This window comes from Vibrio navarrensis (assembly GCF_015767675.1).
GTDB lineage: Bacteria > Pseudomonadota > Gammaproteobacteria > Enterobacterales > Vibrionaceae > Vibrio.
Genome location: NZ_CP065218.1, coordinates 939641 through 965864 on the forward strand (window position 1 = coordinate 939641; position 26224 = coordinate 965864).

The window sequence follows — 26224 nt, forward strand, 5'->3', positions numbered from 1 at the left end:
GGCTATTTCTCTCCTGCTGGCAACAAAATAGGGTCGCCGAGGGTGGCAACAAGGTTGAGTGTTTCGAGTACATCAATCACTGCGGGGCTGTGTTTAGCCAAATGCACTTTTTTTTCCAGTCGGCGCGATTCGTTTCGAAGCATCAGCAGGAGCTGAACGCCGGCAGTGTCAATCTCATTGATGGCTTCAAGATCAATTTCTAGTGAGTCGAACTGGCACAAGGCCTCGAATAGGGCTTGTTTCATTTCAGTGACACTGTAAATGGTTAACTCGTCTTGAATGCTCACCTGGGCATGACCTTGCTCGGCTTTTATTGCTATCGTCATGGTGCTTCCTTGTTTCACAAATCAAAGGGAAAACAGCGTTAAACAGCGCTACTGAGCGCTAAGGCAGAACGAGCTTGGCGACAGCATCCAGCATTTTGGGTGGCTGAAAAGGTTTCACAATCCACGCTTTGGCGCCAGCCGTTCGGCCTTCAGACATCTTGTCTTGGCCAGCCTCGGTGGTCAGCATGATAACGGGCGTGAACTTGTAGCGAGGGTGCTGTTTGATCTCTTTGAGAAACGCAATGCCATCCATAACAGGCATGTTGACATCGCTGATGATCAGGTGAATTTTATCCCCAGTCATTTTGCTCAAAGCATCTTTGCCATTGCTTGCTTCAATGACATCGTAGCCAGCACCACGTAACGCAATGCCAACGACTTGACGGATGGAGGTTGAATCGTCAACAACCAGTATTGTTTTAGCCATAGTGTCGTCTCTTCAATCAATTTAAACTCTCTGCAAGCTATCCTGCTTGCGCCTTGTTCTGTTTCTCGCCTTAAAATGGAGCTAGAAAAAACTCACCGAGCCACTTTCCGCAGATGGGCTTACATGGCGAGCTTTAGGGTCGTGTTGCCTGTGTTCTTCCACCGTGGTGTAACTCGATTTCATTTTGGCTAGTAGCTGATCAATATCTTTCTTACTCAGCGGAGTCTCTTGATCGAGCACCTTGCTACTGAGCTCATCCATACTTTTGCTTATTTGGCTTAAGATTTGGCTCACTCGGTCTTGGAACTGTAACTCGATCAGCACTTGCTCAATTTGTTGTTGAATCTCTTGTTGAGTGACCAGCAGTTGCGCGGCTTCGTCGTGCAGCGATTGCGTATAAGCGCCCAAGTTCTCAATCACGTCTTGGATGTGATGCTCGCTTTCTTCAAGGGTTTTATCTTCTTGATCTTTTGTTGACGAGGCTGAAGCCAATATCGAGCTCATCACACCTTTTACTTCATTGATTTTCTTGGTAATTTGATCGCCCGTTGTACCTGATTGGGCTGAGAGATCGCGCACCTCTTGTGCCACGACCGCAAAGCCCCGTCCTGCTTCACCTGCTCTTGCCGCTTCTATCGCCGCGTTGAGGGCAAGCATGTTGGTTTGGTTGGCAATATTGGCGACGGCAAGCGCCATTTGGTCGAGATCGTTAGTGAAGTTTTCCAGCGATTCGATTTGTTCGAATAGCTGGTCGGTGACGTCGTCATACGCCTTTAACTGCGAAAAGATAGTGGTCAATTTATCTCTATCTTGTTCAATGTTGTGATGGCTTTGAGGGCCATTAATCGCACTGGACTCGCCTTGGGTTTGGATCATCAGGGCGACCAGATTGGAAAAGCGGTTTGACAACTCATTAATCGCATTTTCCGAGATGTCTTTACAACTGGTAATGTGCCGCTGCCAAATGGGGATCACCTTATGCCAGATATGATGTTCTTGCTCGCTAAGCTCGTGCTGTTTATGGGATTGAGACTGCTCAGCTGCGATTTGCTGTTTAGCGTTACCAATTTCTCTGTCCATCTCGTTGGCGGCAATGTGGAGGAGAGCAATGAAGGCCGCGCTGCACATCAGCCAAAGCACGACAAAGTAGAGTGCAAAGTCTGGAAATACAAAGAAAGCTACCGCCAATCCGACGGAAAGAAGGAACAACAGCCAAGAGTAGGTTTTCAAATTCACAATCATTAGCGTAGGCAATCCGGTAATTTGATTTTCCTCTTTAGACTAGATAGCAATCAGGTGAGGCAGCGTGATTTAGATCGGAAAATTCAACTTTAAGCAATTTGTAGCACATTTAATTGGTTTTATATTGTTGAAGGCGTATCGCAGATTAAGTGATGTGTTTTGTGAAGAAACTTGTTTATCTGTATGAAAATTAATGATTTTATATTGAGGAGGATTGCGCTGAGGTGATTGCGCCGTGCAAGACAGTGAGGTGACGGGTTTACGCTAGTTCAAGCGTAATACGCACAAATTGCTCATCTTGGTACTGAACCGAATAGCCGTAGGTATTGTTGGCGTAGATTGCGCCAAGGAACAGTGAACGTTGGCTCATCGGGCCGCGAAACAGCATCGAAATGGGTTTGATCAAGGTATTGTGGCTATCAAAATGGTCGTTGAGGTTTTGCGTCAAAACACACAGCAGGCAACCATTTTCGTCATGAGAAAGGTCAACATCTTCAGCGCGCGATAGCAGCACTGTGGTACCGAGTTTTTTCTCGATCTCATTAATCAGCAGGAGGTAACTGTCTAGATGCGGTTGCGTTGGTGGTGTTTCGGCACCGACACATTTTTCCAGCAGTTTTTCCAAGTTGCCTTGATCGCCTTTGGCTTGCTGGGTCAGGGTTTTAAGCGGCTTTTTGATCAGTTTGTAGCGATTGCTTTTCAGTTTAGGCTTGAGCCATTTTTGCAGCAAATCGTTACTGTCTTTAATAGACAGGGATTTATCGGCAGTAGCAAGGCGACGAAATTCAAGATGCAACAAAGCGTGAACAGCAAGTTCCCTGAGAAGTTGATTTGCATCTGCAGCCTGTCTGGCCTGCTTAATACCTTGCATCACATCGAAATTATCTAATAAGGGAATGGTGCCGAGAGAGGGACTCGAACCCTCACACCATAGGCGCTAGCACCTCATGCTAGTGTGTCTACCAATTTCACCATCTCGGCATAGGATGTTGAAGCACTGCTTCAATATTGATGTGGTTCATTTCAAACCGGAGCGGATTGTATATCCAAAAATTTCGTTAGGCGAGTGTTTATTGAAGAGAAATTGATGATTTTGGTTTGTTTGGACATTTGTTGCGCAAAGAGCGGCAAAATTCAGCATTAACCTTGGTTTTTATATTGTTATGAAGGCGGTGGAATAGCGTTTTGTCTGTTTTATAAACGCTTGAACGTTTGCGTAAATAAATGTGATGAATATCTCATTCATATCCCTATACTAGCGACCCGTTTAAACGGGATTCAGGGTAGCACTGTTCGCTGCTCTTACCCATACAAGCCGTCACAAGGAATTAGGCGTCCGCCTGAGTGAATGACCCCACGGATCGGACCAGCTTCCTACCAAAGCTTGTATAAGGTAATAAAAATGTCGAACTATACGTTCTCAGTGATTCACTCTTCTTGGTGTCACACTTCACCATTTCATGCTGCTCCCTCTTTTGCTGATTTCGTCAGCATTTCACTCTTTTTCAAACGTTAAGCAGGTCATCACACATGAGCATTCTATTTGGTCTTCTGGGTGTGATCGCCCTTCTTGGCTGCGCGGTTTTGTTGTCTGAAAGCCGCCGTTCGATTAACTGGCGTACGGTGTCTCGCGCTTTACTGCTGCAAGTCTGTTTTGCTGCGCTGGTGCTGTATTTTCCTTGGGGACAAGTTGCGCTGGCGTCACTCAGTGGTGCAGTATCAGGTTTGTTGGGCTTTGCCGATGAAGGTATTGCGTTCTTATTTGGCGATTTGGCGTCTTCAGGCTTTATTTTTGCTGTGCGTGTATTACCTATCATCATCTTTTTTAGCGCTCTAATTTCGGCACTTTACTACCTTGGCATTATGCAAAAGGTGATTCAGTTTCTTGGTGGTGGCATTCAAAAATTTCTTGGTACCAGCAAAGCCGAGTCTTTGGTTGCAACCGGTAACATATTCCTCTCGCAGGGTGAGTCGCCTTTATTGATCCGTCCTTTCTTGCCGAAAATGACCCGTTCGGAGCTGTTTGCAGTGATGGTAGGCGGCATGGCGTCGGTGGCGGGCAGTGTGCTTGGCGGTTACGCGGGCTTGGGTGTTGAGCTTAAATATCTGATTGCGGCCAGTTTCATGGCGGCGCCCGGTAGCCTATTGATGGCGAAAATCATCATTCCTGAGCGCGCAACGCCTTGCGATTACAACGACATTGCGCTGGACAAATCGGATCAAAGCAATGTGATTGACGCGTTAGCCAGCGGCGCGATGGGCGGGATGAAAGTCGCAGTGGCGGTCGGAACCATGCTGATTGCGTTTGTCAGCGTGATCGCGATGGTGAACACTGGGCTGGAAAATCTGGGTGAACTGCTGGGCTTTAGCGGCATCACATTGCAAGCGATGTTCGGTTACCTCTTCTCACCTTTAGCGTGGCTGATTGGTGTGCCTGCGCATGAAGTGTTGGCGGCGGGCTCTTACATCGGGCAGAAAATCGTAATGAATGAGTTTGTTGCCTTTATCGATTTTGTTGAGCACAAAGCACTCTTGTCTGAACACAGCCAAGTGATCATCACCTTTGCTCTGTGTGGTTTTGCCAATATCGGTTCTATCGCCATTCAGTTGGGATCAATTGGCGTGATGGCACCAGAGCGTCGTGGCGATGTGGCCAACATGGGCTTGAAAGCCGTTGCGGCGGGCACGTTGGCGAACTTAATGAGTGCGTGTTTGGCGGGCATTTTTATCGCCTTGTAAGAGAGCGATAACAGCATGCCTTCGTTCGCGGGGGCATGAACAGCAAAAAAGCCTGAGTGATCGTCGCTCAGGCTTTTCTTTTCTCTTAGCGCTTAAAACGCTTTTGGCGCAAAGCCTGTCATCACATCCAGACGCAGTTCTTTACCGATTTTGGTCATTGGATGGACGATGACCAAGCCTTTGACGCGTTTTTTCAGTTTACCAATGTCTGCTTGCTCTTCTTTGGTGATTTCACGCGAGAAAGGCATGTCGAGCAAACTCTTACGCTCTTTATTTAGCTCGTAATTTTGCTTGTGCTTGAGTTGGGACAGTGACTTAGACAGTTCATCCACTTCATTGGTGAATTTGGTGATCATTTCCTGATCACCGCGAGTACGTGCGGTTTCAAGTTTACGCTGACAAGTGTCTAAACGGTTGTGCAGCTTCTGGATGTCGTTTTTTATGCTCATGAACACTGGGCTCTGGTAGAAATGGTCGGGAAGTATAGCATAGCTAAGCGTAGCACTTTACTAAACTGCCCGACATTTTATCATTCGCTGATTAACTCGTTGCCGCTGGTTGTGCCAGAGAAATAGGCGTCGATGTTGTTTAGCGTCACCGAGGCGATGTTATTGAGTGCCTCGTGCGTCAAAAAGGCTTGATGGCCAGTAAACAGCACGTTGTGGCAAGCGGAGAGACGGCGGAAGACATCGTCGATAATCACATCGTTGGATTTGTCTTGGAAAAAGAGATCTTTCTCGTTGTCATACACATCCAAACCGAGCGCGCCAATTTGCCCCTGTTTTAGCGCTTCAATGGCGGCAAACGAATCGAGCAGTTCGCCGCGGCTGGTGTTGATGATCATCACACCGCGTTTCATTTTAGCAAACGAGGTTTTGTTGAGCAGATGGTAGTTCTCTTTGCTCATTGGGCAGTGCAGGCTAATGATGTCTGACTTCGCATACAACTCATCCAACGACACGTATTGTGCGCCAAGTTCCAGCGCGAGAGGGTTCGGATACGGATCGTAGCAGAGGATAGTCATCCCCAATCCTTGGAAAATACGCATCGCCGCCACGCCGATTTTGCCCGAGCCGATCACTCCGACAGTTTTGCCGTAGAAGTTGAACCCTACTAAGCCATCAAGCGAGAAGTTCGCATCACGGGTGCGCAGATACGCTTTGTGCAGGCGGCGGTTTAAGCACATCATCATGCCGACCGCGTGTTCGGCGACGGCCTCCGGGGAATAGGCCGGCACGCGCACCACTTGCAGGCCGAGCTCTTTGGCCGCCGCCAAGTCCACTTTGTCAAAGCCCGCGCAGCGCATAGCGATCAGTTTGGTTCCGCCTTCCGCCAGTAACTTCAGGACCGGTGCAGAGAGATCGTCGTTGACGAATGCGCAAACCACCTCGTGGTTTTTGGCCAGCGAAGCGGTTTTGCTGGTTAAGCGAAAATCGTGGAAATGATACTCAACCGGATGGTCGCCTTTGGCTTTATTGAAGGAGACTTCGTCGTAGTTTTTCGCACTATAGAAAAGCACATTTACCATAGTAACCTCACAGAATTTAATGTTTTTATAAAGCTTTCTGTTTATAAACTACTTGAATGCGGTGGGGTTGGGTAGGATAAATTGCGTCGAATAAGTTTGCCCAATAGTGTTTGCTTCATTAGTATGCAAATGGCATGGATAGCGATGGAAGGTGCGTGTTGAAAAGCAAAGCAGTGTGGATGTTTTCTCTCTTTTTGACCTTGCCAGCGCTGGCGCAGGTGGATCTGGTTAAAGTCGATAAATCCAAACGCCGCCTCTACCTGATGCAAGGAGAGACAGTCATTCGCGAATACCGCATCGCGCTAGGCAAAAATCCACTGGGACATAAACGGCAAGAGGGCGATCACCGCACCCCAGAGGGCGATTACACGCTGGATTACGTCTCTGAAGAATCCGCGTTTTATCGCTCAGTGCACATCAGCTACCCCAATGAAACCGATTTAGCGCAAGCGCGCGAACGGGGTGTTTCGCCCGGTGGTGATATCAAAATTCATGGTCTGCGTGATGGCGAGCAGCGCCCACCTCAATTTATTCAGAGTTTCGATTGGACTAACGGTTGCATTGCGCTGAACAATACCGAGATGGATGAGTTTATCCGTTTAGTGAAAATGGGCACGCCGATTCACATCGAATGGTAGTTTAATCGTTTTCCTTTCTCACTGGGTGAGAATTTAACCGACCTTTGTCTCGATAGCATCGGTACGTTTTGGCATCATGTCGCTTGCTCAATCTATTTTTGCGTATCTGCAACAATAGCTTATAACCAAGAGAAGGAGGCTAAGACCGCCTTCCTACCAGCACGAGTAATCATATTGACTTCTGAACGCAAAGCTTCCGCCATCTTGATCATGGCCACCATACTGTCCGCTTTTGGCTGGATCTTTTCCAAAGAGACTATCCAAGGGTTACCGCCGTTCGGCTTCGTCGGTTTGCGCTTTCTTATCGCCTCGCTGTGTTTATTGCCGTTTTGCTTTCGCTCGTTGCGCCGCGCGAGTTGGCAAGATATCCGTTCGGCAGCCTTGGTCGGTTGCCTACTTGCAACGGCACTGATCAGTTGGATTCACGCCATTTCGATTAGCGATACCCTCGGTGAAGGGGCGTTTATTCTTAGCCTGTCGATGTTGATGGTTCCGTTTGTTGCTTGGATCTTATTTCGGCAACAGCCCAAACGCATTTTTTGGCTCTCACTGCCGATTGCCATGTCGGGGCTGGCGTTTTTATCGCTCAAAGATGGCTGGCAAAGCTCGTCCAGCCAGCTTTGGTTTTTGTTTAATGCCGTGGTACTGGCACTGCACTTCAATATCAATAGCAAGTATTCGCAGACTTTACCCATTTTGCTTCTCACCTGTATTCAACTGTTTGTGACCGGATTGATTGGTTTAACCGCCAGTGCGCTGTTTGAAAGTGTGCCGCTTGACGTCGAGCCGAGTATTTGGGGCTGGTTTACCGCCAGTACCATACTGGCGACCGCGCTGCGCTACGTGATGCAAACCATGGCGCAAAAGCAGATCAACCCGGGTAACGCGGCGTTAATCATGATTTTAGAGCCGGTTTGGACGGTATTTCTCAGTATTGGCTGGTATGGCGAGGTATTGACGTTGAGTAAGTTAGTCGGCTGTAGCCTGATTTTGTTTTCACTGATTTTGTATCGCACCGACGGCAAACTGCTCTCCTTACTGCGGCGTACACAATCTGCGGCAGGTGATTAACGGTTGACCAAGTCGCAGTGCCATGTACTAACTTTTGTGTTCATCATCGCCATTTACACCAAATTCATTACTCAACACCAAATTAAATTAGATAGACACCAATAATCGCAGTTAAAATTAAACTTTAGTTAGTGTTTTATCAGGGAAGCGAAAATGAAGATTGGTGTAATTGGCGCGGGAGCCGTTGGCGTGGGAGTGTGCAATTATCTGCTCACCTTAGGCAGTGTCAGCGAATTGGTGTTATTGGACCAAAACTTAGCCAGAGCCGAAGGGGAAGTGTATGACTTTCGCCATACCGCGGCGCTCACCTTCTCAAAAAATACCCACATCTTACCGACGCAAAATTATCTTGATTTGCTCGGTGCCGACATTGTGGTGATTACCGCGGGTGCGCAGATCAAACAAGGGCAAACGCGTCTGGATATCGCTGAAATCAATGCCAAGATTGGTGTTGAAATCGCTCATCAGGTTGAGCGTGTTGCACCGAATGCCACTTTGATTGTGGTGTCGAATCCTTGCGATATCGTCACCCACTTCATCGCCAAAAACAGCTCGTTCAAAGCATCGAAAATCATCAGCAGTGGCTGTGTGATCGATACGGCTCGTTTGATGACCATTGTGGCAAATCGCGTGCAACTGGATCCGAAAAATGTCTTTGGCTATGTGCTTGGCGAACACGGTAGCCAGTGTTTTACCCCGAAGAGCCTGATTTCGATCGCCGGGCAGCCTGCGGATTACTACTGTGACACTAACCATATCAAACGCATTGACGCCGATGAACTGTTGGAATCGGTCAAGCAGGCGGGGTATGAGATTTTCAAACGCAAGCACAATACCACCCATGGCATCTCGGCCAGCGTGTTTCGCATCATTCAGGCGATCATGATCAATGAAAAATCGGTTTTACCGGTAGGCACGCTATTGTCCGGGCAATATGGGCTAAAAGATGTGGTGCTCAGCTTACCGACGGTGATTGGCAAACAAGGCGCAGAAAAGATTTTGCACCACCCGTTTAGCCAAGAGGAGCTCGAGACGTTAAGTGAGATTGCCAAAGCGGTGAATGTGGTTGTGGCGCAAGTGGCCAACGCTACGGGACTAAACGCTTAAAAAAATCGGAAATGAAACAGCGCCCGAGAAAACGTGGGCGCTGTTTTTTTTATTCGCTGGGTTGATTCAAGTCACGCACTTGATCCGGTGGTGGATTTTGCCGAAAACGTTTGACGGCGATGGTGGTTTTTTCTTGCATGATGCATTTGGCGATGCGGTGCATGCCGTCAAAAACGCGGTAATCTTCGGTGAGAATCACCGGGTAACTGAGATCCGCGTTATTAATCCGTCGGCAATGCTCTGCAATCGCGCGACAAGTCGGTCCGGGCCCGGAATCACCAAACCAAGTGACTTCGTCCGGGCCACAAATATCCGCAATTGGGATCTCTTCGGTTGGCAACGTCTCGGCCAGTTGCCAGATCCGTTCAATCATCCAAACTGATTGGATGCCATCATTAATTTCTACATATCTTGGTGTTGTCACGTTTTACTCGACTCCTTGAGTTAAATAAATGGCATGCGCAGTGATGCTCTTGATAACAATTGGTGAACCTGTCGCGTGTTTTTTAGCACGAAAAATCCGTGGTTTTCCAGTCAGTTCGCGCTCAGCCCTTGAGCATAAACCATGTTAGGAATAACAACGAATATTATTCATAACGATTAATTAAATTTTCTTTCAAATCCTTAACAATTGCCTAATTATGCGCGTGACCCCCAGCGCGGTGCTGGTTAAGTCTGGATAGCAAACTATGAAATTATTAATCAAAGGACTGGTTTTGAGTGCGCTCTCTTTTAGCGCGGTCTCTCAGGCAGAGAGCGAAGTGCTGAACGTTTATGCTTGGGGGAGTTACCTACCTGAAGCTTCTCTAAAGGCGTTTGAGAAACAAGAAGGCGTCACGATTAACTATTCAACATTTGAAAATAATGAATCGATGTACACCAAACTCAAGCTGCTGAAAGGTGGCGGTTACGATGTGGTGTTTGCCTCCGCGTACTTCATCGAAAAAATGGGTCGGGAAGGGCTGTTGACCAAACTGGATCACAGCAAAATCCCTAACATGAAAGACACGATGGATGGTCTGCTTGGTCAAGCGCACGATCCGAAAAACGACTACTCGCTGCCTTATATTTGGGGCATTACTGGTATTAGTTACAATGAAACCATGGTCGACGCCCCTCTGACTCGCTGGGCCGATCTGTGGGATAAAAAGTACGCGCAACAAGTGATGCTGATTGACGATATCCGTGATGTTTTCGGTATGGCGTTAAAACTTAACGGCTTTAGTATCAACACTAAAAACGAAGCGGAAATCAAGAAAGCATACGAATCTTTGGTTGCGTTGAAGAATAACGTCTTACTGTATAACTCAGATGCGCCGCAAGTGCCGTATGTGTCTGGTGAAGCGTCTGTCGGCATGCAGTGGAACGGGAACGCCTACCAAGGCCAAGTGGAAATGCCAGAACTGAAGTTCGTGATGCCTGAAGAAGGCGCGGTTCTGTGGATGGATAACTTCACCATTCCATCTGGTAGTAAACACAAAGAATTGGCGCACAAGTTTGTTAACTTCATGTACCAACCAGAAAACCAAGCTGAGATTGTCAACAGCCTAGGCTACGCTTCAGCAACCAAATCTGGCCGTGAGTTGCTACCCGCTGAGTTGAAAAACAACCCAACCATCTTCCCATCAGATAAAGATATGAAGAAGGGAGAGTTTATTAATGATGTCGGTCCAGAAACGCTCGCGATTTATGAGAAATACTGGCAGCGCCTAAGAACGCAATAAGGCAAGAATGAGATTATCCCAAGGAGCGCAAAGGCGCTCCTTTTGTTTTGCCGTTACTAAATGCGAATGCTTAAGCGGCGCCACCCGATGCTTTGCCTACATCCATTTCGTGCTGTGCTTTTTGAATCGGTGTAAAAACATCGTTAGGAAACACTTGCTTTTTTTCACTCTTAATGGCACTAAAAGCACATATTTTGCGGAATTTTTCGAGAGAAAAGGATATGGACATCACCTTAAGCCACATCGATAAAAACAACTACCAAGCTGTATGCCAATTAGAGTTGGCTAAGTATCAGGAAGAGCTGGTGGTCAGCAATACTTGGTCACTGATTGAATCTTTTTATCACGAGAATACCCAAGCGCGAGCGCTCTGCTTAGAGGGTAAACCCGTTGGCTTTATTATGTGGGAAATGGGTTCCGATTCTGTGGTCATACTGCGTCGTATTATGGTGGACTATGCCCATCAGCGTCATGGTATTGGTCGTTGTGCCATTGATCTATTGTTAGCAGAAATGGCGAGCCTACCGGCGGTGAAAAAATTGCAGGTCGAATATCCACGCAACAACCGAGCCGCGAAAGCTTTTTTTACGGCGGTCGGTTTTGATGTGGAAGAGGGGCAAAGTGACAGCAATATTCTCTCTGCCAGCATGCTAGTCGACAAATAACAGCACCTTACGCCAATTTTCGTCCATATCGATAATCCTGTGACTAAGCGATAGTCACGGGATTTTTTATTTTTCAATCCCTGTGTTTTCTATTTAAAAGCATACCGTTTTATTTGATTTTGCTTAGAACAGAAACAATTTTTCCAATGATCTTGGCTTGTTTCAGGATCTACTACTTTAAATAATACTTAATTAAAACATGATCTTCTGGGCAGAGTTTGAACAAATTTATAAAACGGCGTTGAATGAATAGGATGGAGTGGTATTTTGGTTATGAATAGATCTTTAACTCTACTCATAATAAAAATATTAAGGGGTATTACATGAAAAAAATCATCTCCCTCTCTGCTCTTTGTGCATTAGCGCTTGTGGGTTGCCAGTCTGAAGAGACGAAAGTGACCACCATTTCTAACGACAAAGCGGGGGAAATTACCAATACAAAACGTGATTTGGCCAAACAACTGAGTGAACATTTTACGGAGTTAGAAGGTACACTGCGCGCCAATATCACTTCTGAGCAACTTAACGTTTCACTTTCCACTCTGGCTGAGCAGCAACCGAAAGCGCAATTTAGTCGCCAATTTATCCAAGCAGATAGCCAGATTCGTACATGGAAAGGCATCTCTGAATACACCGACGAACTCTTAGAAGTGCGCTTAGCCAATGAAGCGATGTTAGCCGCTTGGCAAAATGGCGAGCAAAGCCCACTGTTCGCCTTTGAGCCAACGGGTGATGATGAGCAGTGGCAGTACATTGAAGCCTTTGATATCAATGGACAAATACATCAGTTAAGTGTGAGTGAAATGCCGGAAGTGCCTGTTATCGTGATTGATAACAATAGCTCGGTCGAGTTGAAAGCAGGCTTACAAGCGATGAGAGCCGAAATGCAGCGCCTTGGTCAATCAACGGTCGTTTTGCCTTATCAGAATGAACGTGATCGCGCTGCAACGTCTGTGAAGGCGTTCGCAGCAGGAGAGGCACAGCCAATCCATACCACGCAGCTGAAGAAAATTCGTCTAGCCGATGACCAAGAGCCATGGATCTCAGGAAAAGCAGAAATCTACGCCATTGTGACAGGGGTAAACCCAAGTCGTGATGAGCCTGCGCTTGATCTGGTCGAAATGCCTTATCTCGATTACGACAACAAAGATTACTACCCAAATCAAATTGTGATTCACTGGTCTCGCTACCGCTGGGGCGCCGCTGATATGGTGTTGATGGAGCAAGACGATGGTACGGATTACAAGCAGCTTGCCAAGCTGTTGGTACAGGTGGCGGAAGAGGTGCTCAAAGCCATTCCCGATCCAGAAGTGCAAGCCTACGCGATTATCCCGCAGCTGACGAACAAGATCATTGATGCCATTCCAGATGGTGCGCTAGCCAATGATGATGACTTTGTCGATGTCTACTACACCTTGATGCAAGACACGTCGTATGTTGATCATCCGGGAGCGGGCGTAAACGCGGTAGTGACCTTGGAGCCGCTGACGATCAATCCAACCCGTCCATAAGCACTATTCGTCTATAGGTATTATTTGTCCACAGGTACTACTCATCTATAGGCATAAGTCTCACGCCTGATAGGGCGAAATAAAAAGGTCGAGTTCCGAAGAACTCGACCTATTCCAGACGCGCAAGCGAAAGCGTCAATTCGTTTATATGCCGCTAATGTAATGACTTTCTTGTTGGCGTGTAAACAGTTAATACGCGCATTCACAAAAAAATCATATTCCTTGAAGTAGGATCATACATTGCGTCGTTAATCCGATTTAACTGAGGCTTTGCTGGAAAGGATTACTGCTCGATCACGACTGCGGTACCGCTAGCAGAAACCATCAACATGCCGTTACTCTGGCCTAAGACTTCATAATCGATATCCACGCCAACAATCGCATTAGCGCCTAAAGCGCGCGCTTTTTGCTCTAACTCTTCAAACGCTATGGTTCTTGCTCGCTCTAATTCTTTTTCGTAAGTACCAGAGCGTCCACCAACCATATCTCTTATTCCCGCAAAAAGATCTTTAAATAAGTTTGCGCCAAGAATGGCTTCGCCTGCAATAACGCCTTTGTAGGCGATAATTCGCTTGCCTTCAATTTGCGGAGTAGTTGTTACTATCATCATTTGCCCTCGTTTAGGTTAAAAGTTGCAATTAAATTTCTTCAGATAAGGGCAGGAGCAATTTATATTTTATCCAAGCAGATAGCAAGTTAGTATTTATTAAAAATCAAATCCTTAGAGTTAGAATTGATTTCTTAGATAATTCTTCACTCGCTCAATATGAGTATTTCGATCCACCTCTGAGAACTGTTTTGGATTAACAAACGTTTTCGCGTATTTCTGATCCACTTCGCGCAGTAAAAAAAGCAGATAGATTTTTGGGTCAATATGCCCGGAGGTTGCCATATTAGTCATAATTTCCAGTGACTCAGCTAAGGATTTGCCTTTTTTATACGGGCGATCGTTTGAGGTTAACGCCTCAAACACATCCGCAACCGCCATCACTCTTGCGGGAATCGATAACTGTTCTTCGCTTAAACCAAGCGGATAGCCTTTGCCATCCATGCGCTCGTGGTGGCCGCCCGCAATTTCCGGAATATTTTTCAAATGCTCTGGATACGGCAGGCGATTGAGCATGACTTGTGTCTGAATGATGTGATCGTTGATGATAAAGCGCTCTTCATCATTCAAGGTGCCATAACGTATGGTGAGGTTGTGTAACTCACCACGATTGTATTTACAGTTGCCGGGTTTGAGCACATAAGGCTGTTGCCAGTTCTGGCTCGGATGACCACCTTGTTCCCACGGAATCATATGCACGGGTTTGTCGGCCAGCAACGGCTCCATGACGGGTAGCGATGGTTTGCTGGTGTGGCGTTTTTGCTCTATCCACGATACGCCGAGTTGATCATCTAGCGTGCGTTTCCACTCGCGTTGAGCGATCCTGCGCAGACGCTCGACATCTTGCTGCGCCATATCCTCGCTACCCACGTTACACCGGGCGACAAAAGCAAACTCCTCATCCAACTGGCGATGTTTCTCGTCTAGCGTCTGTTTGGCTTGTGCCGCTTCTACGCCATTGTAGAGCGCTTGCCAGTAGCTGACTTCTTCTTGCAATTTCAGCACTTCAAAGCGCATGCGGATTTCGTGGATGCGATCGTAAATCGTCTCAAGCTTGGTCGCTTTGTCGACCACATATTCAGGGGTGGTCACTTTGCCGCAGTCATGCAGCCAAGCGGCCAGTTTGATCTCTTCCCACTGCTTGTTATTGACGGAAAAGTTGGGGAAGTATTTTTTGTCTCGATGAATTTCTTCCGTCAGCCAATTGACCAGTTGTGGCACGCGCTGACAATGCCCGCCAGTATAAGGGGATTTGGTATCAATCGCAGAGGCAATCAGCTCGATAAAGGCGTTGAGCATCTCTTTTTGTTGTTGCATCTGGTCGATATTGTCTTTAGCAATTTGCGCGAAACTGAGCAGCTCGCGTAAAAAAGCATGTTTATCCATTTGCGCATCGGTGGGAGTGCGCTCGTAACCGATAGTGACAATCCCGACCAGTGACTTTTCACGGTTGAGTAACGGGAAGAAGAAGATATCCGTATTGAAAATGGTATCGTGATGGCGTTTTAACGCGTTCGAGGTACGGTCAAGGTGAATGGTTTCCCCCTCTTTCAACTGCGCCATCATCCAGGGCGTTTCGTTGATGAACTCATTGATGTCGATTTTGAGCGGAATAATGGCGTGATTCGCCGCTGTGCTCAGTTTCTTCTCTTCGTCGGATTGGATGTAAAGCATGATGGTTTCTGCTTTGGTCACCAAATAGGCTTGATGGGCGATGGTTTTCGCTAGCAGGTCAAAATCTTGATTGCTGGCGGTATCTCGCAATAAACGCAGTAGATCGTGCAGAGTATGTTCCATCAACTCGATGGAGTTGGTTAGGTTCATCACCTCTTTAATCATGCTCTGTGGGTAGCGCGTGCGTTTGAAATCAAAACGGGCGATGTTGTCAGTAAGTAAGATTAAATTTTGCAGTGGTCTAGAGAGACGATTCGCCACCACCCAGACAATGGCAAAACAGATAAACAGCATCAGAATAGCCGTGACGACCTGCTTATCACGCATAGAAATCAAATCGCTGAGCAGTTCGTTGGTTGGCGTCGCCTCGGCGAGCGTCAACTGCACTCTGTCAGTCAGGTAGACAGGCGTCATGGTGAGTGACCACTCATCGCCCTGATATTGCTGAGTTTGGAAGCGCGTATTTCCCTGACCAATATTGTCAAGCAGAGGCGCAAATAAGGTAGAAAACGTCTTACTTTGTTGTAAATCCTGTCCTGTCTTATCCTCAGTTTCTAACTGATGCTGCGCCAACAGGCGACCTTCAGCATCGAGCAAGGCTAATTTTGTGCGTGGCGCAAAGGCGAGCGCCTCCATCTGGTTAGAAAGATTAGACAGGGTAAAATCGGCACCGATAACGTGTTGTCCGTCGGCTGATCTACGTGACAATGTCACGCCATTGGTCTGCAAAAAGTAAAAAAAATATGGCTGAGTCAGCCGAATCTGCCCATCGGGCTCTGAATTGACAAACCAAGGTCGAACTCTTGGGTCAAATTGATTGTCGTTTTGTAACCGATAGTCGACTTGTTGAAAATCTTGGTCGAGATAGACAAACTCGTTGCGACCATCGACGTGCGTGGTGTTAATTAAGAAATAAGCCCCCTCTGGCGCGTCAAAGCGGGTTCTCATCATCTCGGAAGTGAGCATTCGATACTGGGTGAATATGCCACTTTCCGAGGCATGATAAAGTGCGACCAAATTGGGGTTTTGGTTAAAGATCAACGCCAGTGATTTGAGCCAAGGCGCCAATCTAGCGGCATCATTCTGCTCATCCAAAAACGCACTTTCTGCCATGAAATTGAGCGTGGTCAGCACCGGGCTCACCGACGTTTGGTAGGACGATTCCAATTTGTGTGCGTGTTCAAGGCTGATGCCTTCGGCGCTTTTGCTGAGCAACGCTTGTGAATGGTTATAACTGATGGAAATCAACACAATACCGATGATAGTGGTTAAAACGAGAAACAGACTCGTAATATGTATGCTCAGCGGGTAGCGTTGTTTTTTCATTCAGTGCTCCGTGCTCTCAAACGTTGGGGGAAAGTGCACAACTCGCTGCTCCAACCGCAGCCACTGCTGTTGTGCTAGCGCATAGTATGTGTTTAATTTGTGCGCGCTTTTTTCTACGTCTGCTTAAGTATTGTCGAAATTAGCCGCCTTGCCAAAAAATAACTGGTTGATTTTTAGTCTGTATGCGCTAGCGTGTTACTGGCATGCTTCAGGGAGGAAAAGCCATGTTGACCTTGAATTATCATATTGAGATAGACGCAACACCGGAAAAGGTGTGGCAGGTGTTGACCGATCTGGAACTGTACAAACAGTGGGCAACCGCTTTCTCACCGCAATCGCAATTCTCTGGTGATTGGCGCGAAGGTGAAGACATCAAATTTTTTGACCCCGAAATGGGCGGGACCCGAGCCGTCATCGATGCCATTGAACCCAGCCGCAATATCGAGCTTCACCATGTGGCGATTTTCAATCCAGATCATGTGCAAGATATCGACAGTGATGTCGCCTGCAAATGGATTGGCTCCAAAGAGCGTTATCAACTGCGCCCCAAAGAGGGCAAACTACTGCTAATGGTGACCATCACCACCCACAGTGACTTTGTCTCCATGTTCAATCACGGTTGGGAAAGGGCGTTGCCGCTGATTAAAGTACTCAGTGAACGCTAGTTTTTACGGGCTCTCGTTTGCCTAACGGGGTAAACTAACCGCACTGATAGCGCGATGCAGAGAGTGATGATGGAACTGAAGATTGATACGCACACCCACACTTACGCCAGTGGTCATGCTTACAGCACACTGATTGAAAACGCACAATGTGCTAAAGAAAATGGCTTAGCCATGTTTTGCAGCACCGATCATGCGGAATCGATGCCGGGAGCGCCACACTATTGGTTTTTCTCCAACCAGCGTGTGTTGCCGCGTTTTATCCACGACGTCGCGATTCTTCGAGGTGTCGAAGCGAACATCTTAAACACCGAAGGCGAAATTGATATTCCGCTCAGTGTGGACCCCAATCTGGATTGGGTGATCGCCAGTTTTCACGAGCCCGTGTTTGTCCCTTCAAGCAAAGAAGCCCATACCCAAGCTTTGATCAATGTAATCAAAAATGGCCGCGTCGATGCACTCGGCCATCTGGGTAATCCGCACTTTGATTTTGATTTCACCGCCGTGCTGCAATGCGCCAAAGAGTATGACGTGGCGATTGAGATCAACAACTCCACTTTACGTGGCCACAGCCGAGTGGGCAGTGTCGAGCGCTGTTACGAAATCGCCCGAGTCGGCAAAGCCATTGGCGTCTATTTCACGACCGGAAGCGATGCCCATTTTTGTCAAGATGTCGGAAAACTCGATCTGGCTAGTGAGCTGCTGGATAAGGTTGGCATTGAATCCACTCAGGTGATCACGCATTCTGCCAAGCAGTTTCTCGCCTTTCTTGCGCTGCGTGGTCGAGGAGAGATTGCCGAATTTGCCCATTTGAGTCTGTGACTTTTTACATTTTCTTTGCTTATTTTTCGCGGGCTATGCAGTACACTAGCGGCGAAAAAATGATAAGAACAACGGAGAAGTAATGAAGTTTGGTTCAATTTTGCTCGGCTCAGCACTGATTTTGTCTTCCTTCCACGGCGCAGCGAATGCGGCTGGAGTGGACTTAAAACAAAACATGCAACAGATGAAACTGGAGTTTCGTCATGCAGCAGAAGCGCAAGATATTAACAGCATGCAGGCGGCGGTGACGCAACTGCAAGCACTGGTTGAAAGCTCTAAGCGAGGCATCTACCCTGCCGAGAAAGATGGCGTTTACCAAGAAGGTTTTAACAAGCTGTCGGTAGTGCTGAGTAAAATCGATCAAGAGCTAAAGCAGGGCGATCTGCAACAAGCAAAACAAGCACTGCGTGAGATTGACCAGCTGCGCGAAGAGTATCACGACAAGCGTAACCCGAGTATCTGGAGCAAGCTGTTCGGCTAAGCCTCTCTCTTATCACATTAACGATCAACCCGCTTTAACCCGCTTTTAAGCGGGTTTTCTTTTGCCGTTTTTCATGCGGTTACTGGATTGATGTGATGAACAAATCAGTTATTTGTTGCCATTTTTGCAAGCCATGCCGCTTTACTATAAGCTTTTTGCAAACCTTCAACCCGTAATGGCAATGCGTTTCTCCCGATTCAATCGCGCTATGTTGCTGGCAACCGCCTTGAGCTGGACGCTGGTATCACTGATGCCTGTTATCAATGCACATGGTAGCAGCGCTGGCGTGTGGGCGACACTTTGTACACTGAACGGGTTTGAACTAGTACAGATCGAAGAGGGCGATCAAAGGCCAACTCACAGCGGCAAGCCCTGTCCGTTCAGCCATTTTTCTTCTTTTCATCAAGATTCACTTCCAACTACACCATTACTTTCCCGACTGAGCTTCGTTATTTCAGACAGCTACACTTTTTTGGCTCTAAGTGTACGATTTGAAAGACAAGTTCCGAGAGGGCCGCCGTTGCCTCCTTTTGTTGCTTAAACCCTTGCTGCTCACCTCTCCTCGTTTACATCACGTTGCCTTTTCTTAAGCGCGTTAAAACACCAAGTTTTCATTCACAAAATCAATAAACACCCTCAGTCTTGCGGGCATGTACTTGCTTTGTGGGTATTGCATGGCGATCGCGCCATGGTAGTTACTTTTGATCATCCAATCAGACAGCACTTCCACCACTTCGCCACGCTCTCGTGCTTCGCGGATGACAAAATCATGGAAGATGCCAATGCCAAGCCCTTGCTTGACGCCGTTAAGGCGCATCTGCGAGTGGTTGACGGCATAGCAGCCGGACACCGCGACGGAGTGCAACTCTTCCTCTTTGGAGAACGACCAGAGATTGTCTTTGTCGTTTTCCGCCAGATACAGGCAATCGTGTTGCACTAGTTCAGTCGGGTGATGCGGGGTTCCTCTGCGCTTGAGGTAATCTGGCGAGGCGCACAGCACTAAACGGGTTTTGCTCATCTCTTTGAGCACTAAGTTTTCATCGGGTTTGTCCGTGAGTTTAAACGCCAGATCGATACCATCGCGGAACAGATCAATCTCTCCGTCTGCGGCGCGCAGCTTAAGTTGGATGTGCGGATAGCGAGTCAAAAACGGCACCACAAACGGCTGTAATACCGAATTAAGAAACGCTTCGGGTGCGGCAACGGTTAACGCGCCAGAAGGTTCGCAGTGCTCAGCTTCCGAGACTTCAATCGCCTGCTGCGCCGCATTCACCATCGCAACGCTTTGGTCATAAACCTTTTGCCCAGCTTGCGTGATGATCAACTTGCGCGTGGTGCGTTCAAAGAGCTTCACCTTTAAGGCCTGTTCAAGACGGGTAATGAGTTTGCTCAGCGCCGAAGGCGTGACGCCGAGTTTTTTGGCCGCCGCGGTGAAGCTCCCTTCGTTGACGACCAAAATAAAGCTGGCGAGATCAGGCAGTAAAGCGATGAGTTTCGGATTAACCATAGGGTGCTATCTCTTTTAGCAAAGCGCAGATCGGGCGAGCATTGTAACAGAAAGGGCACAAATCACTGCATGGGGAAGGGAAATGAGCGCGAATTTTGCCCATCTGAGAGGGACAATGAATGGGTAATCTCCAATAAAATTTGTGGCTATTATTTTTGTTAACAACTTTTGTTAACAACGGGTTACATATCCTGCGTTGTGCCCCTATACTGGGCGAATTATTCATCCAATCACCTATTTACGCCTGCCATCAGGTTGTTCACGTCAGTCAGAGCAAGGAGCCACAATGCAAGAAGAGAGTTTGTTTCAAAGAGAGCGTGTCAGGCGGTTTAATTTTTCGGTTTGGACGGTGCTCAGCGGCACTTTGTTGGCGCGAACCAGTTACTTTATGGCGTGGCCATTTCTGATTGTGTTCTTGTATCAAGACTACGGCGCGAGCGCGGCGCAAATTGGCGGCATGCTGGCAGGCTCGGCGATTGTTGGCGCCTTGACCGGCCTTTATTCGGGGTACTTGTCAGACAAATTTGGCCGAAAATGGGTGATGGTGTGCGGCAGCTTGGTTGCCGCAGCGGCGTATTCTGGCATCGCACTGGCGAGCGAGTTGTGGCACTTCTATGTCCTCATTTTACTGGCAGGCTTAATGCGGCCGATGATTGAAGCGCCCGCCAAAGCGGTGCTTGGCGATAACTTAGCCGATGTAAAAGATCGCGAACTGGCGATGAACATTCGCTATTTCTTACTCAATTTGGGCGGCGCGATTGGCCCACTGCTCGGGGTGACGATTGGGTTGAGCTCACCGCAGCATCTGTTTTACATCACGGGTATCACATATCTGCTCTACACCTGCTGGCTGTTTTTTGGCATTGAGCGCAAGCAGGCGTTTAGTAAGCCCGATCCCTCCCAACTGCCGAATTTTCGCGCCACCCTCAAAGTCATCAGCCGTGATGCGATTTTCGTTAAGCTGATGATCGCCAACTTCCTGATGATGTTTGTGTATGCGCAGTTGGAGTCGTCTATTCCGCAAGTGATTGTACGCTCCGACATCATCGACGCGGCGAAGATTGTCGCCGGTTTGGTTTTGGTCAACACCATGACGATCATCGTTTTTCAGTTTCCGATGTTGAAATGGCTGGAGCATGTGCCGCTGTTTGCGCGTACTCGCATCGGTATGATCTTAATGGCGTTGGCGCAGGTTGGCTTTATGCTCACGCCAGCCGATATGCCGCTCGGCTGGGGGCTGGCCTGCTTTGTCATGAGCCTTGGAGAAGTGATCGCCTTTCCAACCCTCAATGTGCAGATTGACCGTTTGGCACCTGCCCATTTACGCGGCTCCTACTTCGGCGCCGCAGCGCTCTATTCGCTCGGTTTTGCCGTGTCTCCGCTGATTGGCGGGATGATGCTTGATTCGTTGAGCTCCAACTGGCTGTTCGGGCTCTGTTTTGTGTTGTGTCTTGCTATGATCTGGCTCTACTGGTTGGCGGAACATCATTTAGAGTGTGATGTGCCGCAAGCGGTCAGTGCTGAAAGATAAAAATAACGCCCCATGATGGGGCGTTGTGCTTATTGTGCGTAGAGCATCCTCGTCGGTTCTGGCTCGGTGTAATCAATCAACTCGCTGTGGCCAAGCTGCTCGATCTGCTGCTTCTCCCCAGTCACCACCAACACTTGTTGTTTGACGAGGGCATCGACGATTTCAATCTCGTAGGAGCGAAGAAGCTCACGCACTTGCTGCTCTTTACCTGCGTGATATTTAACGAAATAACGGGCAGGGGCAGCCGCGGCTTGTTGCACACGTTTATCGACCACCGGAAAGCCTGCGTTGTTGGCGTGTGACTGTGGCATAAACGTTAGCGCCGTGATCGTGGTAAGCACCACACTGCCAACTGACCATAGAATGCGCTTCTTCATACTCTCTCCTTATTGAAATGACAGGGTCCAGCTGTTGAGGGTACCCGTGTCTTGTTTGGCGTTGTCGACCACTTTAAGTTGCCAAGTTCCCTTCGCCTCATAGCCAGTAAAATCGGCCGATAGCGTGGTGCGAATGTTGTTGGCAGAACCGCCGCTGTTATTGTGTAGAACCACTTGGCCGCCCGTTGGGGAGATCAAAGTGACCTTGAGATCGCCGATATAAGTATGGCTGATGTTCAGATCCACGCTCACGTTACCCGCATCGCCGCTGCGCAGCACATTAAGCTCACTCACCACGCCTACCGATGCGTTATCAGGGATCGCCACCGCGTTGGCATTGGTGTAGCTCGAAGGCGTTTGGCCGTCCGTCGGTTCATCGCTGCCGTTATGCGTAGCGGTTAACGAAGCGCCGGAATAAGCCGCGTAACCATAGACCAGCACTTCATAGGTACCCGCTCGGGTGACATTAAGATTACAGCGTTCACCGTTGCCACTTTGCCAAGAGCGACAATCGTAGCTGCTGGTGGTCGGCGTGCCGTTAAAGCGCACATACATATCCGCATCGCCCGTGCCGCCGCTTAAGTTAAAGCTGGCTTGAGTGGCATCGGCTGGAACGTCAAAAGTAAACACGGCACTGGTTTTCTCATCACCAGAGAGTGGGCCTTTGGCTACGCCGTTTTCCAGCGCGTTTCCATCAGGATCGACAGGTCCTGTTGGGCCGTCACAGCCTGCGTCCAGATACGCTTTCGCCGCATCGGCATTGATCAAGCCATAGCCAGTACGGTTATCGCGGCCAGCAACGTCGATGTCGGTGGCGGTAGCGCGAAGCGCTTTACGCATTTGCTGCGCGCTGCAGGTTGGATGGTAACTCCACACCAGCGCGGCAACGCCGGTAACGTGTGGGGTTGCCATCGAGGTGCCGTTGTAGTACTCGTAATCTTTGCCCGTTTCGGTGGACACAGTGACGCTGCTCCCGACTTGGTTAGCCAGTTCCAAACCAAGCTGACGGTCGACCGTCACCGACACCATGCGGTAGCGGTTGTTGTCATCCAGTACAAACGGGTTTTGCAGGCCCGGTAGCGCTTGGTTACTGTAAACAATCGCCGCTTTCGCGCCAGCGTTGTAACAGGCTTTGACCGCATCGATTTCCGGATCGAGCGTCGCGGTTTGGTTGTCAATACGTTCGGTGAGACAGACTTTATTGCTCATATCGCCACAGTTGTAGCTGCCTGAAGAGACATCACAACTTGCCAGTGGCGCGGTGACACTGCCTGCAACTGGTGCTGGCGCGTAATTGCTTCCGCTGACGATCAAACGGTTGTGCGGTACGACCCCACGCTCAAAGTAGCGGTTACCAGAGAGTGAAATGTCCGACAAAATCCCTTCGCCTACCGTTACGGTCGACAAAATGGCCATGCCCGGCGCGGCAACTTCAACTTGGTTTGTCGCCTGAGAAAATGCCGCGTGATCGTTGTGGTTGTCCACCGCCGCCACTGAAACCACCGAGTCGTAAGAGGCCGGATAGCTGTGCGCGGTGTTGCCCGAGTTACCGGCGGCGGCAATCAGCAACACGCCTTGATCGTAAATCGCTTTCAGTGCGGCCTCTTCCGTGCGGCTGGACTGGCTGCCACCTAAGCTCATGTTAACGACATTAGCACCATTATCGGCACAGGTTTGAATCGCTTTGACCAAGCTGGAAGAGTAACCCCAACCCGACTCGTTAAACACCTTAACGATGTGCAGATTGACGTTCTGATTCGGCATGATCCCTTTCACTCCTTCGCCGTTAGCAATGGCCGCGATGGTGCCTGCCACGTGAGTGCCGTGGGCGTTATTGTTGCCCGGATCGCTCCACGCGCCAGTGCCACTGTCGTTGCTGCCATTGACGCGGTTACCACTCAAATCGTTGTGATTGAGATCGTAGCCGGAGTCGATGATACACACAGTGCGGTTGCCTCCGCTGCCGTCATCCAGTCGCTGCGCGTTTACCGCGCCGTAGCCCCATGGGGTGGTTTCACTCAGCAGATAGCGCGGCGGGTCAATTTCCACGTATTCCACTTCGGCGTTGTTTTGCAGTGCAGTAAGCTCGTTGCTATCGATTTCAACGCTGTACAGCGCTTGACGACCGAGCTTTTCCACTTGGCGCGCGTTGACTTGGTTAAGCACCGCTTCTCGGACCAAATTCGGGCCGAAAAACGGGTTGCTTGCCATGGTCGAACGCGTTTGAAGGTCGTCTTTGAACTTTACTATGTATTTGGTTGGAAGGTCTGCCTCGTTGAAGCCAATACCGGGTGCAGCGAGCGCTGATGCTGATGCGGTGATCGCTACAGCGATAGCAGACAGGGAAAAGATCCCTTTGGTTTTTGTTGTTGTGTAGTGCATTTGCTCTATTCCTTTTTGAGCTGTTTATTATTCACTTTATCTTCATGAAAAGTCACTTTTATGTGCGATTCATGAGCTGTCTAGCTATAGCTTATGGTTATAGAATGCCAAGATAATCGTGTCTTGAATGATAAGAATTGTACAAAATGTCACCCAATAAACAGCGGAGGTGAACATCACTTGTTTATTTAAAGTTCTTATAAAGCAAACAGTTAATTGGTTAAAATTGCATGTTAAATTATTTCTAGTGGGTAATTATTCTATTTTTATAAAATAATCTTCAATTGATAGAATGAATGTTTTTTGACTTTGATGCCAGATTTGTAAAATTGCATATTTAGGTGGTTGACTCGATAGGGTATCTGCCCAAAATGATAAAACTGTCAGCGATAAATGCTCTCATTTGCCAGTTTAAAATCATAAAACAAGAAGATAATTCGATGAAAAAGATGACAATACTGCTGGGGGCTCTGTTCCCCCTCGCTTCTGCAGTGGCTGCTGAGCCAGCGCTCTCTCCTGAATCCATAACGACTGCGCAAGTGGTCAGTACCCAAAACAAACAAACCTACACCTATGTTCGCTGCTGGTATCGCACCGGAAACTCTCATAACGATTCGGCAACGGATTGGCAATGGGCACAAAATCCCGATGGGAGCTACTACACCCTCAATGGCTATTGGTGGAGCTCGGTCTCTTTTAAAAACATGTTTTACACCAATACCTCGCAAAACGTGATTAAGCAGCGTTGTGAAGAGACGCTCGGTGTGAACCATGAAAACGCCGACATCACTTTCTTTGCTGCCGACAATCGTTGGTCGTACAACCACACGATTTGGAGCAATGATCCGGTGATGCAAGCCGATCAAATCAACAAGATGGTCGCATTTGGTGATAGCTTGTCGGATACCGGCAACATCTTCAATGCCTCAATGTGGCGCTTCCCCAACCCTAATACTTGGTTCCTCGGCCACTTCTCCAACGGTTTTGTCTGGACGGAATACATCGCCCAAGAGAAAAAACTGCCGCTGTACAACTGGGCCGTGGGCGGCGCGGCAGGCTCGAATCAATACATCGCGCTGACTGGGGTAGGGGATCAGGTCTCTTCTTATCTGACCTACGCCAAAATGGCGAAAAACTACAAGCTAGCCAACACCTTGTTTACGCTTGAGTTTGGCTTGAATGATTTCATGAACTACAACCGTGAAGTGGCCGACGTGCAAGCGGACTTCGCCAGCGCGTTAGCTCGCCTTACCGATGCCGGTGCACAAAACATCATGTTGATGACGTTGCCAGATGCGACCAAAGCGCCGCAGTTCAAATACTCGACCGCCGATGAAATTGCCAAAGTGCGCGTGAAGATCCTAGAATTTAACGAGTTCATCAAAGCGCAAGTGGCACTATACATCCTGCAAGGCTACAACATCACCCTGTACGATACTTACACCCTGTTTGAACAGTTGACTACCAACCCGCAACAGCATGGCTTTGTTAACGCCAGCGACGCGTGTTTGAACATCAACCGTTCGTCGGCGACGGATTATCTCTACAGCCATAGCTTGACCAGCGAGTGCACAGCACACAGCTCAGACAAATACGTCTTCTGGGATGTCACTCACCCAACCACCGCAGTGTACAAATACATCGCAGACAAGATGCTCGAACCGGGCACAGGTATGCAGCGTTTTGCCTTTTAAAACAATCTCTTAGCGCCTAATCAGAACGGAAGCCAAACGGCTTCCGTTTTTCATTGTGATTATTGCCTCTGATTCACTAATGCTTTTCCAATGTCAGGGATAATCGTTTTCCAAGCCATAGATTACACTTGAAAGTAATAACGGCCATTCGCCTGTGACCCTTGTCACATAAAGGCTGCCTTA

25 protein-coding genes and 1 tRNA gene are annotated in these 26224 nt (G+C 48.3%); 13 read left to right on the top strand and 13 right to left on the bottom strand.

The features are described 5' to 3' along the window. Positions 1 to 2: 2 nt before the first annotated feature. The 5 genes from I3X05_RS20835 to I3X05_RS20855 form a co-directional block, all read right to left on the bottom strand. A complete protein-coding gene (locus I3X05_RS20835; protein WP_045570056.1) occupies positions 3 to 326 on the bottom strand; it encodes an STAS domain-containing protein in 324 nt (107 codons plus the stop codon). A 58-nt stretch (positions 327 to 384) separates the two neighbouring features. Further along, positions 385 to 753, bottom strand: coding sequence for a response regulator (locus I3X05_RS20840; protein WP_039441878.1), 369 nt, complete (start codon positions 751 to 753; stop codon positions 385 to 387). 81 nt (positions 754 to 834) lie between these two features. Next, a complete protein-coding gene (locus I3X05_RS20845; RefSeq protein ID WP_337971233.1) occupies positions 835 to 1995 on the bottom strand; it encodes a methyl-accepting chemotaxis protein in 1161 nt (386 codons plus the stop codon). A gap of 259 nt (positions 1996 to 2254) precedes the next feature. After that, positions 2255 to 2866, bottom strand: a complete 612-nt coding sequence (locus tag I3X05_RS20850; protein WP_045570059.1) for a DUF2913 family protein — start codon at positions 2864 to 2866, stop codon at positions 2255 to 2257. Positions 2867 to 2892: 26 nt separating this feature from the next. Continuing rightward, positions 2893 to 2976: transfer RNA gene (locus I3X05_RS20855), tRNA-Leu, on the bottom strand. Positions 2977 to 3525: 549 nt separating this feature from the next. Between I3X05_RS20855 and I3X05_RS20860 the strand changes: the two genes are divergently transcribed. Beyond that, positions 3526 to 4734, top strand: a complete 1209-nt coding sequence (locus I3X05_RS20860) for a NupC/NupG family nucleoside CNT transporter (protein WP_337971234.1) — start codon at positions 3526 to 3528, stop codon at positions 4732 to 4734. A 92-nt stretch (positions 4735 to 4826) separates the two neighbouring features. Here the strand turns inward: I3X05_RS20860 and I3X05_RS20865 are convergent, their stop codons facing one another. Together I3X05_RS20865 and I3X05_RS20870 are read right to left on the bottom strand one after the other, a co-directional pair. Beyond that, complete coding sequence (locus I3X05_RS20865) at positions 4827 to 5183, bottom strand: YibL family ribosome-associated protein (RefSeq protein ID WP_039432941.1); 357 nt, start codon at positions 5181 to 5183, stop codon at positions 4827 to 4829. A gap of 80 nt (positions 5184 to 5263) precedes the next feature. Beyond that, positions 5264 to 6262 carry a 2-hydroxyacid dehydrogenase gene (locus I3X05_RS20870; RefSeq protein ID WP_045570061.1) on the bottom strand — a complete coding sequence of 333 codons (999 nt, stop codon included), beginning with the start codon at positions 6260 to 6262 and terminating at the stop codon, positions 5264 to 5266. A 179-nt stretch (positions 6263 to 6441) separates the two neighbouring features. Here I3X05_RS20870 and I3X05_RS20875 point away from each other — a divergent pair, with 179 nt between their 5' ends. The 3 genes from I3X05_RS20875 to I3X05_RS20885 all read left to right on the top strand — a co-directional run bounded on the left by I3X05_RS20875 (position 6442) and on the right by I3X05_RS20885 (position 9078). After that, on the top strand, positions 6442 to 6900 hold the full coding sequence (locus tag I3X05_RS20875) for a L,D-transpeptidase family protein (protein ID WP_045570151.1): 459 nt from the start codon (positions 6442 to 6444) through the stop codon (positions 6898 to 6900). A 174-nt stretch (positions 6901 to 7074) separates the two neighbouring features. Continuing rightward, the gene (locus tag I3X05_RS20880; protein ID WP_045570062.1) at positions 7075 to 7971 is read left to right on the top strand and encodes a DMT family transporter; all 897 of its coding nucleotides are present in this window, start codon (positions 7075 to 7077) and stop codon (positions 7969 to 7971) included. Positions 7972 to 8124: 153 nt separating this feature from the next. Continuing rightward, a complete protein-coding gene (locus I3X05_RS20885; RefSeq protein WP_045570063.1) occupies positions 8125 to 9078 on the top strand; it encodes a lactate/malate family dehydrogenase in 954 nt (317 codons plus the stop codon). Between the two features lie 49 nt (positions 9079 to 9127). Here the strand turns inward: I3X05_RS20885 and I3X05_RS20890 are convergent, their stop codons facing one another. Further along, complete coding sequence (locus I3X05_RS20890; protein ID WP_045570064.1) at positions 9128 to 9502, bottom strand: hypothetical protein; 375 nt, start codon at positions 9500 to 9502, stop codon at positions 9128 to 9130. 265 nt (positions 9503 to 9767) lie between these two features. Here I3X05_RS20890 and I3X05_RS20895 point away from each other — a divergent pair, with 265 nt between their 5' ends. From I3X05_RS20895 to I3X05_RS20905, 3 genes are all read left to right on the top strand, one after another. Beyond that, a complete protein-coding gene (locus I3X05_RS20895; RefSeq protein WP_045570065.1) occupies positions 9768 to 10802 on the top strand; it encodes an ABC transporter substrate-binding protein in 1035 nt (344 codons plus the stop codon). 221 nt (positions 10803 to 11023) lie between these two features. Beyond that, a complete protein-coding gene (locus tag I3X05_RS20900; RefSeq protein WP_193167374.1) occupies positions 11024 to 11467 on the top strand; it encodes a GNAT family N-acetyltransferase in 444 nt (147 codons plus the stop codon). A 323-nt stretch (positions 11468 to 11790) separates the two neighbouring features. Continuing rightward, the gene (locus tag I3X05_RS20905) at positions 11791 to 12978 is read left to right on the top strand and encodes a DUF3103 domain-containing protein (RefSeq protein ID WP_045570067.1); all 1188 of its coding nucleotides are present in this window, start codon (positions 11791 to 11793) and stop codon (positions 12976 to 12978) included. Positions 12979 to 13261: 283 nt separating this feature from the next. Here the strand turns inward: I3X05_RS20905 and I3X05_RS20910 are convergent, their stop codons facing one another. Both I3X05_RS20910 and I3X05_RS20915 read right to left on the bottom strand, forming a co-directional pair. Next, positions 13262 to 13585 carry a heavy metal-binding domain-containing protein gene (locus I3X05_RS20910; RefSeq protein WP_045570152.1) on the bottom strand — a complete coding sequence of 108 codons (324 nt, stop codon included), beginning with the start codon at positions 13583 to 13585 and terminating at the stop codon, positions 13262 to 13264. 120 nt (positions 13586 to 13705) lie between these two features. After that, a complete protein-coding gene (locus tag I3X05_RS20915) occupies positions 13706 to 16585 on the bottom strand; it encodes an HD domain-containing phosphohydrolase (protein ID WP_337971235.1) in 2880 nt (959 codons plus the stop codon). A gap of 224 nt (positions 16586 to 16809) precedes the next feature. Here I3X05_RS20915 and I3X05_RS20920 point away from each other — a divergent pair, with 224 nt between their 5' ends. The 4 genes from I3X05_RS20920 to I3X05_RS20935 all read left to right on the top strand — a co-directional run bounded on the left by I3X05_RS20920 (position 16810) and on the right by I3X05_RS20935 (position 19091). Beyond that, positions 16810 to 17250 carry an SRPBCC family protein gene (locus tag I3X05_RS20920; RefSeq protein WP_045570069.1) on the top strand — a complete coding sequence of 147 codons (441 nt, stop codon included), beginning with the start codon at positions 16810 to 16812 and terminating at the stop codon, positions 17248 to 17250. A gap of 69 nt (positions 17251 to 17319) precedes the next feature. Next, a complete protein-coding gene (locus I3X05_RS20925; protein WP_193167372.1) occupies positions 17320 to 18069 on the top strand; it encodes a phosphatase in 750 nt (249 codons plus the stop codon). Positions 18070 to 18151: 82 nt separating this feature from the next. Next, positions 18152 to 18550, top strand: a complete 399-nt coding sequence (locus I3X05_RS20930) for a cytochrome b562 (protein WP_045570071.1) — start codon at positions 18152 to 18154, stop codon at positions 18548 to 18550. Positions 18551 to 18731: 181 nt separating this feature from the next. Further along, the gene (locus I3X05_RS20935) at positions 18732 to 19091 is read left to right on the top strand and encodes a hypothetical protein (protein ID WP_082069640.1); all 360 of its coding nucleotides are present in this window, start codon (positions 18732 to 18734) and stop codon (positions 19089 to 19091) included. A 54-nt stretch (positions 19092 to 19145) separates the two neighbouring features. Here the strand turns inward: I3X05_RS20935 and I3X05_RS20940 are convergent, their stop codons facing one another. Further along, the gene (locus tag I3X05_RS20940) at positions 19146 to 20057 is read right to left on the bottom strand and encodes a LysR family transcriptional regulator (protein WP_337971236.1); all 912 of its coding nucleotides are present in this window, start codon (positions 20055 to 20057) and stop codon (positions 19146 to 19148) included. Between the two features lie 286 nt (positions 20058 to 20343). Here I3X05_RS20940 and I3X05_RS20945 point away from each other — a divergent pair, with 286 nt between their 5' ends. After that, positions 20344 to 21588 (top strand): MDR family MFS transporter, encoded by a 1245-nt coding sequence (locus I3X05_RS20945; protein WP_045570073.1) that lies wholly within the window; start codon positions 20344 to 20346, stop codon positions 21586 to 21588. 29 nt (positions 21589 to 21617) lie between these two features. Here I3X05_RS20945 and I3X05_RS20950 read toward each other — a convergent pair whose 3' ends face one another. After that, positions 21618 to 21965, bottom strand: a complete 348-nt coding sequence (locus tag I3X05_RS20950) for a hypothetical protein (RefSeq protein ID WP_045570074.1) — start codon at positions 21963 to 21965, stop codon at positions 21618 to 21620. 9 nt (positions 21966 to 21974) lie between these two features. Then, complete coding sequence (locus I3X05_RS20955) at positions 21975 to 24347, bottom strand: S8 family serine peptidase (protein WP_337971237.1); 2373 nt, start codon at positions 24345 to 24347, stop codon at positions 21975 to 21977. Between the two features lie 440 nt (positions 24348 to 24787). Here I3X05_RS20955 and I3X05_RS20960 point away from each other — a divergent pair, with 440 nt between their 5' ends. Beyond that, positions 24788 to 26041, top strand: a complete 1254-nt coding sequence (locus I3X05_RS20960; RefSeq protein WP_045570153.1) for an SGNH/GDSL hydrolase family protein — start codon at positions 24788 to 24790, stop codon at positions 26039 to 26041. Positions 26042 to 26224 lie beyond the last annotated feature (183 nt).